Source organism: Streptomyces sp. NPDC093109 (genome assembly GCF_040701725.1).
Taxonomy (GTDB): Bacteria; Actinomycetota; Actinomycetes; order Streptomycetales; family Streptomycetaceae; genus Streptomyces.
In genome coordinates this window covers 51,517-62,916 of sequence record NZ_JBFBEZ010000027.1, presented here as the reverse complement: position 1 = coordinate 62,916, position 11,400 = coordinate 51,517, and the positions used below count along the sequence as shown (strand labels likewise).

Below are 11,400 nucleotides of genomic sequence, written 5' to 3'. Positions count from 1 at the left end.
CCGCCACGTAGAACCGGCTCGGACACCGCGACCCGCGGTGTCCGAGCCGGCCGTGCTCCCGCCCATACCGGAACCCGGCTCACCGGGCCCGGCTCAGGGGATCAGCCGCTCCTCGCGCAGTGTCTCCCACAGCTCGTCGGGGACGACCGTCCCCATGTGCGCGATGTTGGCGCGCAGCGAGCTGGTGCGTGCCGTGCCGACGACCACCTGGTCGACCGCCGGGTGACGCAGCGGGTACTGGAGCGCGGCGGTGGGCAGCGCGACACCGAAGCGGGCGCAGACCTCCCGCAGCCGCTCCGTGCGCTCGGCCAGCTCGGGCGGCACGGCACCGTAGTTGTAGTGCGCCGCCGCGGGGGTGGCCGAGGCGAGCAGCCCCGAGTTGAACACCGCGACCGCGAGCACCCGTACCCCTCGCTCCTGGCAGAGGGGAAGCAGTTCCTCGGCGGCGGGCTGTTCGAGCAGGGTGTAGCGCCCGGCGATCATGACGACATCGATGTCGCCCTCGGTGACCGCCCGGACGGCCGCCTCCACGCTGTTGACGCCGACGCCGATCTCGTCGACCAGGCCGTCCTCCCGCAGCCGCGCGAGCGCGGGCAGCCCCAGCCGCAGCCCCTCGTCGAGGCCGTAGACATCGGGGTCGTGGAGGAACAGCGTGTCGACGTGGTCGAGGCCGAGCCGTTCCAGCGAGGCGTCCAGGCTGCGCCGGACACCGTCGAGGCTGGGGTCCCAGCGCCGGACGTGGTCGTCGGGCACGACGAACCCGTTCGCCTCGTCGGTGCCGTAGCGGCGGCCGGTGTTGGGCACGATCAGCCGGCCGGCCTTCGTCGACAGGCGGTACGTGTCACGCGGCTGCTCCCGCAGGAACGCGCCGAGCCGGCGCTCGCTGAGCCCCAGTCCGTAGTGGGGCGCGGTGTCGAAGCTGCGGATGCCGCCCGCCCAGGCTTCCGCCAGCACCGCGTGGGCGTCGTCGTCGGACACCTCGCGGTACAGGTTGCCGATGGAGGCGGCCCCGAATCCCAGGCGCTCGGTCATACGGCGATTCCCGTCTCTGCGATTCCCGTCTCGATGGTCCAGCGGTGCGCTTCGACCGAAGCGGCGTGCATCTCGGTTCCGGCGCCCGGGGCGGTGGGGGCTATGTACCGGCCGCCGCGGACCACCGTCGGGGTCACGAAGTGCTCGTGCAGGTGGTCGACGAACTCGATCATGCGGTCCTCGGTCGTGCCGGAGACCGCGACGAAGTCGAACATCGACAGATGCTGTACGGCCTCGCACAGGCCCACACCCCCCGCGTGGGGGCAGACGCGCGTACCGAACTTCGCGGCCATCAGCAGATGGGCGATGTTCTCGTTGACACCGCCGACCCGGGCCGCGTCGATCTGGAGCACCTCCAGCGCCCCGGCCTGAAGGAACTGCTTGACCATGATGCGGTTGTGCACGTGCTCGCCGGTGGCCACCGGCACAGGTGCGATCCCGCGGGCGATGGCGGCGTGCCCCAGGATGTCGTCGGGGCTGGTCGGCTCCTCCACCCAGGCCACGTCGAAGGGTGCGAGCGCGCGTACCCACTCGATCGCGTCGGCCACGCCCCAGCGCTGGTTCGCGTCGATGGCGATGGGGTATCCGTCGCCGCAGATCTCCCTGGCGATGCGCATGCGCCGGATGTCGTCGTCGAGGTCGGCGCCGACCTTCAGCTTGATCTGCGGGAAACCGGCGTCGAGGGCCTCGCGGCACAGCCGGGCGAGTTTCTCGTCGGAGTAGCCGAGCCAGCCGGGGCTCGTCGTGTACGCCGGGTAACCCTCCGCCAGCAGGATCCGCTCGCGTTCGGCCCGTCCCGCCTCGGCGCGGCGCAGGATGCCGATCGCCTCGTCGCGGGTCAGGGCGTCGGTGAGATAGCGGTAGTCGACGAGGTCGGCGATCTGTTCGGGGGTCATCCGGGCCAGCAGCTGCCAGAGCGGCAGACCGGCCCGCTTGGCCTTCAGGTCCCACAGGGCGTTGAGGACCGCGCCGATGGCCATGTGCATGATGCCCTTTTCGGGCCCGAGCCAGCGCAGCTGGGAGTCGTACGCGAGGATCCGCCACGCCTCACTCATGTCGTCGAGCAGCGGCTCGACCTCGCGTCCGAGCAGATGGCCCTCCAGCATCTGGATGGCGGCCACCTGTACGTCGTTCCCGCGGCCGATGGTGAAGGCGAACGCGTGCCCTTCGTGGCCGTCGGGCGCGTCGGTGCGGATGACGACATAGGCCGCCGAGTAGTCGGGGTCCGCGTTCATGGCGTCGGAGCCGTCCAGCGACGCGGAGGTCTTGAAGCGGACGTCCGCCGTGGAGACGGATGTGATCGTGGTCATGGGTCCTCCCGGGGAGCATCTAAACATCGGATCAATCGAAGGGTCAAATGGTATGGTGCCGTCGACCTGCCCCACATGAGGGCTTAGAGTTCCGATGTTCCGGAGGCGATCTCATGAAATTCGCACGGATCGGGGCGGTCGGCCGGGAAATACCCGTCGTCGTCGCCGAAGACCACTACCTCGACCTGTCGGCGCTCACGGACGACATCGACGGGGCCTTCCTCTCCCAGCCCCTGGACCGCGTCGCCGCCGCGGTGCGCGCGGGTGAACTGCCGCGCGTCGAGCGCGCCGGGCAGCGGATCGGCGCTCCGATCGCGCGGCCGTCCGCGGTCATCTGTGTGGGGATGAACTACGCCGCCCACGCCGCGGAGTCCGGGGCCGAGCCGCCGGAGGATCTCGTGGTGTTCCTCAAGACCCCCAACACCGTGGCCGGCCCCTACGACGACGTCACCATTCCCCCGGGCAGCGTGAAGACCGACTGGGAGGTGGAGCTGGGCGTCGTGATCGGGCGCAGGGCGAGCTACCTGGCCTCGCCGGACGAAGCACTTCCGTACGTCGCCGGATACACGCTGGTCAACGACCTCTCCGAGCGCGAGTGGCAGATCGAGCGGTCCGGCGGCCAGTGGAGCAAGGGCAAGTCCTTCCCCGGGTTCTCGCCCGTCGGCCCCTGGCTCGTCACCGCCGACGAGATCGATCCGGCGGAGCTGCGGCTGCGCAGCTCCGTGAACGGTGAACCCCGCCAGGATTCGCACACCGCCGACATGATCTTCGGCGTCGCGCAGATCGTCTGGCGGCTGAGCCAGTTCCTGGTGCTCGAACCCGGTGATCTGATCCTGACCGGCACGCCCGAGGGTGTCGCGCTCTCGGGCCGCTTCCCCTATCTGAGTGCCGGGGATGTCGTCGAGGTCGAGATCGACGGGCTCGGACGGCAGCGGCAGGTGACCCGATGACCGGCTTCGAGGGCGTCAGGGCCCTGGTCACCGGTGGCGCGTCGGGCATCGGCGCGGCGATCGTCGCCCGGCTCCGCGAGGAGGGCGCGCGGGTCGCCGTACTCGATCTGAACCCTCCGGAGGGCGAGCCCGACAGCTACCGCGTGGATGTCCGGCGGGACGACGAGGTGCGTACGGCGGTGGACCGGGTGGCCGAGGAGTTCGGCGGGATCGACGTGGTCGTCAACAACGCCGGCATCGGCGCGCAGGGCACCGTGGCCGACAACCCCGACGAGGAGTGGCACCGCGTCCTCGACGTCAACGTGCTCGGCGCCGTACGCGTCAGCCGTGCCGCGCTGCCGTGGCTGCGCGCGTCCGAATGCGCCGCGATCGTCAACATGTGCTCCATCGCCGCGAGCGCGGGACTGCCGCGGCGCGCCCTGTACGGGGCCAGCAAGGGGGCGCTGTACTCCCTCACGCTGCAGATGGCGGCCGACCACGTGCGCGAGGGGATCCGGGTGAACGCCGTCAGTCCTGGCACGGTGGCCACCCCCTGGGTGAACCGCCTCCTGGACTCCGCCGAGGACCCCGGCGCCGAACGTGCCGCCCTCGAAGCCCGCCAGCCGCACGGGCGCCTGGTCGAGGCCTCGGAGGTCGCCGACGCCGTCGCCCATCTCGCGAGCCCGCGCGCGGGCTCCACGACCGGGACGGTCATCGAGGTCGACGGCGGGATGTCGGGTCTCAGGGTACGTACCTGATCCCGTATGTCCGATGTCTATGAGTGTTACGGGGAGATATCGCAGGTATGCACATCCGTTGACACGGTAAACATCGGATGATTAGATCGCTCGTGCCTGGTCCCGGGTACCCCAGCCGCCAGGCCGAATGAAATCAAAGGTGATGACATGAGAGTACGGACTGCGGCCGTCTCCGCCGCGGCTGTGGGAGCTCTGCTCCTCACGGGCTGTTCCGGCGGACAGAGCGCGGGCAGCAGTGACACCCTCACCTGGTCCATGTGGATCGGCTCGTCCGAGGACCAGAAGGTCTGGGAGGGAGTCGGAAACGCGGGCGCCGAGGCATCCGGCAAGAAGGTGTCCCTGCAGGGCGCACCGTTCAACGACTACTGGACCAAGATATCCACGCAGTTGGGCGCGGCCGGCGCCCCCTGCATCGTCACGATGCAGAGCCTGCGCGTGAACCAGTTCTCCGACGGTCTGCTGCCGCTGGACGACCTCGTCAAGTCGACCGGATTCGACAGCGGCGCGTTCGACGAAGGGGCGCTGAAGGCCCTCGCGGTGGACGGCAAGCAGTACGCCATCCCCTACGACACCGGCCCGCTGCTCCTCTTCTACAACAAGGACGCCTTCGCCGAAGCCGGTGTCGCCGCCCCCGCCCCGGGATGGACCGTCGACGACTTCCAGGCCGCGGCCACCGCCCTGAAGAAGAAGGGGAAGGTCGCGCTCGCGACGACCGTCGAGGACATGTTCCTCGAATCACTGGTCTTCGCCTACAACGGCGGCCAGATGATCAATGACTCCGGCGAGGTCACGCTCGACAACGCCAAGACCGCGGAAGCCGTCGAGTGGATCGCCGGTCTCGTCAAGGACGGCACCGCGGCCAAGGCCGACGGAGCCGACGCCACCGCCGACGACAACGCCTTCATCGGCGGGACGGTCGCGACAGTGGTGGGCGGTCCCTGGAACTCCCTCGACTTCAAGGCGAAGGCCAAGTTCGGCGTGGGCGTCACGACCCTGCCGTCGCCCAAGGGTGCCCAGAAGGTCTACTCGGCCGGCAGCGGCTTCGGTATCTCCAAGACCTGCTCGGACCCGGCGGCAGCCTTCAAGGCGATCACCGCGATGACCTCGGAGAAGACCCTGGAGTCCCTCGCCAAGGACGGCCGCGCCTTCCCCGCCCGTACGGCGGCACAGGACGCCTGGTACAAGAACGCCGGCATCGACGGGGCGAAGGAAACCCTGGACAGCGCGCTCGCGAGCGCCGTCCCGCTGCCGGGGAGCGCCGACGGCGACAAGCTCAACCAGCTGCTCAGCCAGTACGGCCCGCAGATGGTGAACGGGGAGAAGCCGGCCAAGGACGTGCTGGCGGAGATCTCCAGCCAACTCGGAAAGTAGCTGGGTCCCGGCATGTCACATGTCCCCGCACGCGAGGTGAGCGCCACGGCCGCGCCGAAGGACCACTCCGGTGGCCGTCGGCGCGACCGGTCCGGAGCGTGGGGCGTCGGGTTCGCCGCGCCCCACGCCCTCGGGCTCGCGCTGTTCACCCTCGTACCCATCGGCATCGCCCTGTTCATGAGCCTGCACAACTGGCCCATGCTCGGCAGCCCGTCGTGGATCGGCCTCGGCAACTACCGGGAACTGCTCGGCGACCCGACGTTCCGTACGGCGCTGCGCAACACGTTTCTCTTCGTCGTCCTCTATGTGCCGCTCAACCTCGTCGTGTCGCTCGGCATGGCGGCCTGGCTCTCCCCGCGGATCCGGGGCCGGCAGATCTTCCGCGTCATCTTCTTCCTGCCGACCGTCACCCCGATCGTCGCCAACGCGGTCGTGTGGCGCATGCTCTACCGGCCGGGCGGCGCCATCGACGCGACGGCGCAGTCGTTCTTCGGCATCACGATGCCGGACTTCCTCGCCGACCCCAACTGGGCCATGATCGCGATCGTCGTCATGAGCGTCTGGCAGGGCTTCGGCTACAACATGATCGTCTTCTCGTCCGCGCTCGACTCCGTACCGGAGAGCCAGCTCGAAGCCGCCGCGCTGGACGGCGCGAACGCCTGGACGGTGTTCTGGCGGATCAAGCTCCCGCTGATCTCGCCGTCGCTGTTCTTCGCGACCACGATGACCCTCATCACCGCCTTCCAGGTCTTCATCCAGCCGTACATCATGACGCGCGGCGGTCCGGGCGACTCCACCGTCACGCTCGTGCAGTTCATCTACAACCAGGGGTTCACGTTCCAGAAGCTGGGAATGGCCTCCGCGGCGGCCTGGGTGCTGTTCGTCATCATCCTCGGCATCACGGCCGTGCAGTTCCTCGGGCAGAAGAAGTGGGTGCACTATGAGTGACGTCATCTCCCGGGGACGCGGCCCGCGCAACCTCCGTTCCGCGGTCGGCTACACGCTGCTCATCCTGGTCGCGCTGCTCTTCATGTCCCCGCTGATCTTCATGGTCGGGACCTCGCTGAAGGCGCCCTCGGAGATCTTCACGACGCCGCCGTCCCTGTTCGGCGCGAGCCTCGAATGGGGGAACTACGCCGAGGTCTTCTCCTACGCGCCGTTCGCGCGCTACCTCGTCAACGGCGTCATCGTCGCCACCGCCGGCACGCTCATCACGCTCGCGGTGTCGGCGCTCTCCGGGTACGCGTTCGCCCGGCTGCGCTGGCGCGGCCGTACCGCGACCTTCACGGTCTTCCTCGCGACGATGATGCTGCCGCAGGAGGTCATCATCGTGCCCGCGTTCGTCCTCATGCGTGAGCTGGGCTGGATCAACACCTACCAGGCGCTCATCATCCCCTGGGCGTTCACCGCGCTCGGCGCGTTCCTGCTGCGGCAGTTCTTCACCACGGTCCCGCAGGAGCTGGAGGACGCCTCCCGCATCGACGGCCTGGGCGAACTCGGCACCTTCTTCCGGGTCATGCTCCCGCTGGCGCGGCCCACGCTGGCCGTGCTCGCCGTGTTCACCTTCATCACGTACTGGAACTCGTTCCTGTGGCCGCTGGTCGTCGTCAACGACGTCACCACCCTCGGCACGATCCCGCTCGGCCTCCAGCAGTTCTTCGGCCAGCAGGGAACCCAGTGGCACCTCATCATGGCGGCCTCGGTCATCTCCATGCTGCCGACGACCATTCTGCTCATCGTCCTCCAGCGCTACCTCGTGCGCGGCATCGTCACCTCCGGCCTCGGAGGCCGCTGAAACCCGAGCACCGTCCCCCCTCGGAAAGGAACAACCCGGCCATGGCCATGTTCAAGGACGACCCCGAACGACCCGAGCAGTACCGGCGGTTCGAGCGCACCACGCCGGCCTGGTTCCAGGACGCGAAGCTCGGCATCTTCGTGCACTGGGGCCCGTACTCCGTGCCGGCCTGGGCCGAACCCATCGGTGCGCTCGGCACCTTCGACGAAGAGGAATGGTTCCAGCACAACCCGTACGCGGAGTGGTACTACAACACCATCCGCATCGACGGCAGTCCGGCGCAGCGGCACCACCAGGAGGTCTACGGAGGAGCCGACTACGACGCGTTCCTCGATCTCTGGAAAGCCGAGTCGTTCGACGCCGACAGCGTGATGGACCTGGTCGCCTCGACCGGCGCACGCTACTTCGTGCCCACGACCAAGCACCACGACGGTGTCGCCCTGTGGGACGCGCCCGCCACCGGCGACCGCAACACCGTACGACGCGGCCCCGGCCGCGACCTGATCGGCGAGTTCCGGGACGCCGCCGAACGCAGGGGCATCCGCTTCGGCGTGTACTACTCCGGCGGCCTCGACTGGCACTTCACCCAGAGCCCGCCCATCGTCGACCACATCGACGACACGCTGCGCCCCCTGGACAAGGCGTACGCGGACTACGCGTTCGACCACGTGGCCGACCTCATCGAGAAGTACCGGCCGGAGCTTCTCTGGGGCGACATCGAGTACCCCGACGCGGGCAAGCCGGAGGGCGAGAAGAGCCTGGTAGAACTCTTCCGCCGGTTCTACGCCGCACGGCCCGAGGGCGTGGCCAACGACCGCTGGGGCGAGACGCACTGGGACTTCCGCACCAGCGAGTACGAGCAGGGCCGCGACGGCGAGGGCGACTCGGCCTGGGAGAACTGCCGCGGTGTCGGCTTCTCCTTCGGGCACAACCGGCTCGAGGACGAGTCCAACTCGCTGGACGGGGAGGGTGCGATCCGGCACTTCCTGGACGTGGTGTCGCGCGGCGGCAACCTGCTGCTGAACATCGGCCTCACGGCCTCCGGGGAGGTCACGCCGCTCCAGCGCCGCACCGTGGAAACGCTCGGCGCCTGGAACCGGGCGAACGCGGACGCCGTCTTCGGCTCGCGCGCCCTCGCCACCGGCCTCGGGCGCCCCTCCGACGAGCACTGGGTCCGCTGGACCCGCACCGGGCAGACCGCCCACGCCTTCATCGACGCGCCCGAGGGTACGCGCGTCACCCTGGACGCCGACGGCGCCGCCATGGACTTCGCCGCGGCCTCCGCGACGGACGCCGGCACCGAGGTCGTCGACGGCACACTCGTGGTGACGATCCGCGAACACGCCGTCGCCGGTCCCGTGCGCGTGGACATCCCGCTTCGTACGGCCTGATCCGCCGCGCGCTGCCAGACTCGCCGTATGCGCGACGTCATCGAGAACATGGCCCACCGCCTGGCCGAAGTCCCTGGCGTCGTCGGGGTGATGCTCGGCGGAAGCCGGGCGCGCGGGGAGCAACTGCCGGAATCCGACTGGGATCTCGGCGTCTACTACCGCGGCGCGCTCGACCTCGCCGCGCTGCGCGCGCTGGCCGGGCCCGGGGTGGAGGTGGCCGGGCCCGGCGGCTGGGGGCCCTGGGTGAACGGGGGCGCGTGGCTGCGGGTGGACGGCGTGGCGGTGGACTGGATCCTGCGGGATCTGGACCGGGTCGAGCGGGTGTGGGCGGAGTGCCGGGAGGGCCGCTACGAGGTGGGCACGCAGCCGGGACATCCGCTCGGCTTCTGGTCGCCGTGCTACCCGGGCGAGGTGGCACTCGGGCAGGTACTCGCCGACCCGGCCGGCGAACTGACCGCCCTCCGGCACCTGACCGCCGCCTACCCCGAGCCCCTGCGCGAGGCGCTGACGGCGGCGGCGTGGGAGGCGGAGTTCCTGGTAGCCGCCGCCGTGAAGGGCGCGGCACGGGCGGACACGCTCTTCGTCTCGCTCTGCCTGTCCCGGGCCGTCGGCGTACTGGTCCAGAGCCTGTACGCCGACGACCGGCGCTGGTGCCTCAACGAGAAGGGCGCGCTGGCCATCGCCACGACTCTCCCGGCCGCGCCGAACGGTTTCGGCCCGCGCGTCCACGCCCTGCTGGGATCGCCCGGCGAGAGCGCCGAGGCACTGACGGCGACGGTGGCGGCGGCACGGACCCTGACCGAGGAGACACTCGCCGCACTGCGGAGCCGTGCCGGGCGCCCGGAAGAAAGGACATGACAACCCGCCGCGATCTGACCGACTATCGGCTCCATGACCTCAGAACCGCGGCACTTCGAGATCCGCGTCGTCGTACCGACCGACGCGCGTAACGAAGGGGTCGAGGTACGCCCGCTGGCCGACGGTGAGGACACCATCGAGCACGCGTTCGACGACGGGCGGGCCATGGACCCCCGGGACCTCCTCTCGACCGCCGAGACCCTGGTCGCCACGGAGGCTCCGCACGAGGTTCTGCTCGCCGAGGCGCGGTGCGCCGTGGGATGCTGCGGCGCCCTCTACGTGACGATCCGGCGCGACGGCGACCATGTCGTCTGGGACCGGTGGCGCAACCCCGCCGACGACGTCGACCTGCCGGAGGTCCGCTTCGACGCCGTCCAGTACCGGGCCGAGGTCGAACGGGCGGTGGCGGACCGCGGCTGGGAGTGGCCCGCCCGTATCGTGGCCCGGCTGCTTGAGCGGGAACTCCTCGCCCGTACCGACTGGTGGGCACGCTGGGAGTGCGAACTGCAACGCGTCTCCGCCTGGACCGGGGAAGGATTCTGGGAGCGCGTCAGCCTCCGCTTCCTCCACCCGGACCGCTCGGCCATGGCCGACGACCGCCCCTGGCTCCAGTTCCGGATGGAGCTGCCCGTATCCCCCGACGACGACCCGTCGGACCAGGTGGCCAGGCTGGCCGAGCAGCTGACGGCCGGTGATCCCCGCGCGGCGGCGGAGGTGTGCGGCGGCTCGGCCGCGTACGCCAGGCAACTCGGCTACCCGTGGCCGCCCCGTCGGCCGGACTGAGCCGCACCCCGGACAACGGAAAGGGGCCCTCCTCTGATGAGGAGGGCCCCTTTCACATGGAGCGCCCGGCAGGCCTTGCACCTACATTTCCCACCGGCAGGTGGGCGTCTTTCCTTGGACCACAGACGCGCGACTTCGTTTCCGTGAACCGAAGTTACACCATGATCATACATGATGCTCGGGCCACCGCTCCAGCCGTCGGCACCCACCGGCAGACGACGGAGCGCTACCCCTTGGCCACCTGCTGGATCCGCACCATGTTGCCCGACGGGTCGCGGAACGCGCAGTCGCGCGGGCCCCAGGGCTGGTCGGTGGGCTCCTGGAGCACCTCGGCGCCGGATGCCCGTACCCGCTCGAAGAGCCCGTCGAGGTCGTCGGTGCTGAAGCCGACGTTCTGCAGGGCGCCCTTGGTCACCAGCTCCTGGAGCCTGTCGCCGTCGGCCTGGGAACGGCCGCCGTGCGGCTGCGAGAGCACGATTTCCAGGCCCGGCTGGGTGGGGCTGCCGAGAGTGACCCAGCGGAATCCGCCGGACGCGACGTCGTTGCGGACTTCGAGGCCGAGTGCGTCGCGGTAGAAGCCGAGCGACTCGTCCGGGTCGTTCACGGTGATGTGCGCGTATTTGAGTGCGATGTTCATGCCGTCCACGTTAGGCGGCGACCGCATCGCCCGCTTCTCGGATCCTGCTCGACGGATTCGACCGATTCGACGGATTCGACGTGCTCCCCGCGCTCCCCGGACTCCGCGTCGGGCGCGTCTGCGTCTTCGCCACACACGGCGGCATCGCCACCACCGCCGAGTGCTCCCGGCGGCGGTACGCGCTCGGCGTCTCCCCCACCAGCTCGCTGAAGCGCGAGCTGAACGAGCCGAGCGACGTACAGCCGACCGCCATGCACGCGTCGGTCACGCTCGTCCCCCCGCGCAGCAGCGCCATCGCCCGCTCGATCCGGCGGGTCATGAGGTAGCTGTACGGCGTCTCCCCGTACGCCGCCCGGAACCGCCGCGAGAAGTGCGCCGGCGACATCAGCGCGTGCCGCGCCATCGCGGGCACGTCGAGCGGTCGCGCGTACTCGCGGTCGATCAGATCCCGCGCCCGGCGCAGGTGCGCGAGATCGGCAAGCTCTTCCGGGGTCATGGAAACGACGCTACCACCGCCCACCGACATCGCCCGTTAC

General features: G+C 69.9%; 12 protein-coding genes. 8 read left to right on the top strand and 4 right to left on the bottom strand.

The genetic code is table 11. The features are described from left to right. Positions 1-93: 93 nt before the first annotated feature. Together AB0389_RS24735 and AB0389_RS24730 are read right to left on the bottom strand one after the other, a co-directional pair. A complete protein-coding gene (locus tag AB0389_RS24735) occupies positions 94-1,032 on the bottom strand; it encodes an aldo/keto reductase (protein ID WP_366397663.1) in 939 nt (312 codons plus the stop codon). Next, positions 1,029-2,342, bottom strand: coding sequence for an enolase C-terminal domain-like protein (locus AB0389_RS24730; protein ID WP_366397662.1), 1,314 nt, complete (start codon positions 2,340-2,342; stop codon positions 1,029-1,031). The genes AB0389_RS24735 and AB0389_RS24730 overlap by 4 nt, the downstream gene beginning before the upstream one ends. Positions 2,343-2,455: 113 nt before the next feature. Here AB0389_RS24730 and AB0389_RS24725 point away from each other — a divergent pair, with 113 nt between their 5' ends. The 8 genes from AB0389_RS24725 to AB0389_RS24690 all read left to right on the top strand — a co-directional run bounded on the left by AB0389_RS24725 (position 2,456) and on the right by AB0389_RS24690 (position 10,227). After that, positions 2,456-3,292 carry a fumarylacetoacetate hydrolase family protein gene (locus tag AB0389_RS24725; protein WP_366397661.1) on the top strand — a complete coding sequence of 279 codons (837 nt, stop codon included), beginning with the start codon at positions 2,456-2,458 and terminating at the stop codon, positions 3,290-3,292. Then, positions 3,289-4,029, top strand: coding sequence for an SDR family oxidoreductase (locus AB0389_RS24720; protein WP_366397660.1), 741 nt, complete (start codon positions 3,289-3,291; stop codon positions 4,027-4,029). The genes AB0389_RS24725 and AB0389_RS24720 overlap by 4 nt, the downstream gene beginning before the upstream one ends. A 147-nt stretch (positions 4,030-4,176) precedes the next feature. Then, entirely contained in the window at positions 4,177-5,400 is a 1,224-nt protein-coding gene (locus tag AB0389_RS24715; protein WP_366397659.1) for a sugar ABC transporter substrate-binding protein, read from the top strand. A 12-nt stretch (positions 5,401-5,412) separates the two neighbouring features. Continuing rightward, positions 5,413-6,348, top strand: coding sequence for a sugar ABC transporter permease (locus AB0389_RS24710; RefSeq protein ID WP_366397658.1), 936 nt, complete (start codon positions 5,413-5,415; stop codon positions 6,346-6,348). Next, complete coding sequence (locus AB0389_RS24705; RefSeq protein ID WP_366397657.1) at positions 6,341-7,195, top strand: carbohydrate ABC transporter permease; 855 nt, start codon at positions 6,341-6,343, stop codon at positions 7,193-7,195. The genes AB0389_RS24710 and AB0389_RS24705 overlap by 8 nt, the downstream gene beginning before the upstream one ends. 41 nt (positions 7,196-7,236) lie before the next feature. Then, positions 7,237-8,586, top strand: coding sequence for an alpha-L-fucosidase (locus AB0389_RS24700; protein ID WP_366397656.1), 1,350 nt, complete (start codon positions 7,237-7,239; stop codon positions 8,584-8,586). 27 nt (positions 8,587-8,613) lie between these two features. Further along, a complete protein-coding gene (locus AB0389_RS24695) occupies positions 8,614-9,444 on the top strand; it encodes a nucleotidyltransferase domain-containing protein (protein ID WP_366397655.1) in 831 nt (276 codons plus the stop codon). A gap of 33 nt (positions 9,445-9,477) precedes the next feature. Further along, a complete protein-coding gene (locus tag AB0389_RS24690) occupies positions 9,478-10,227 on the top strand; it encodes a hypothetical protein (protein ID WP_366397654.1) in 750 nt (249 codons plus the stop codon). 226 nt (positions 10,228-10,453) lie between these two features. Here AB0389_RS24690 and AB0389_RS24685 read toward each other — a convergent pair whose 3' ends face one another. Then, positions 10,454-10,864, bottom strand: a complete 411-nt coding sequence (locus AB0389_RS24685) for a VOC family protein (protein WP_366397653.1) — start codon at positions 10,862-10,864, stop codon at positions 10,454-10,456. A 10-nt stretch (positions 10,865-10,874) separates the two neighbouring features. Further along, entirely contained in the window at positions 10,875-11,360 is a 486-nt protein-coding gene (locus tag AB0389_RS24680; RefSeq protein ID WP_366397652.1) for a helix-turn-helix transcriptional regulator, read from the bottom strand. Positions 11,361-11,400: the final 40 nt, after the last annotated feature.

Excerpts from the sequence above, each read along its gene's own strand:
- AB0389_RS24735 (WP_366397663.1), bottom strand. The coding sequence starts at position 1,032 with ATGACCGAGCGCCTGGGATTCGGGGCCGCCTCCATCGGCAACCTGTAC.
- AB0389_RS24730 (WP_366397662.1), bottom strand. The coding sequence starts at position 2,342 with ATGACCACGATCACATCCGTCTCCACGGCGGACGTCCGCTTCAAGACC.
- AB0389_RS24725 (WP_366397661.1), top strand. The coding sequence starts at position 2,456 with ATGAAATTCGCACGGATCGGGGCGGTCGGCCGGGAAATACCCGTCGTC.
- AB0389_RS24720 (WP_366397660.1), top strand. The coding sequence starts at position 3,289 with ATGACCGGCTTCGAGGGCGTCAGGGCCCTGGTCACCGGTGGCGCGTCG.
- AB0389_RS24715 (WP_366397659.1), top strand. The coding sequence starts at position 4,177 with ATGAGAGTACGGACTGCGGCCGTCTCCGCCGCGGCTGTGGGAGCTCTG.
- AB0389_RS24710 (WP_366397658.1), top strand. The coding sequence starts at position 5,413 with ATGTCACATGTCCCCGCACGCGAGGTGAGCGCCACGGCCGCGCCGAAG.
- AB0389_RS24705 (WP_366397657.1), top strand. The coding sequence starts at position 6,341 with ATGAGTGACGTCATCTCCCGGGGACGCGGCCCGCGCAACCTCCGTTCC.
- AB0389_RS24700 (WP_366397656.1), top strand. The coding sequence starts at position 7,237 with ATGGCCATGTTCAAGGACGACCCCGAACGACCCGAGCAGTACCGGCGG.
- AB0389_RS24695 (WP_366397655.1), top strand. The coding sequence starts at position 8,614 with ATGCGCGACGTCATCGAGAACATGGCCCACCGCCTGGCCGAAGTCCCT.
- AB0389_RS24690 (WP_366397654.1), top strand. The coding sequence starts at position 9,478 with ATGACCTCAGAACCGCGGCACTTCGAGATCCGCGTCGTCGTACCGACC.
- AB0389_RS24685 (WP_366397653.1), bottom strand. The coding sequence starts at position 10,864 with ATGAACATCGCACTCAAATACGCGCACATCACCGTGAACGACCCGGAC.
- AB0389_RS24680 (WP_366397652.1), bottom strand. The coding sequence starts at position 11,360 with ATGACCCCGGAAGAGCTTGCCGATCTCGCGCACCTGCGCCGGGCGCGG.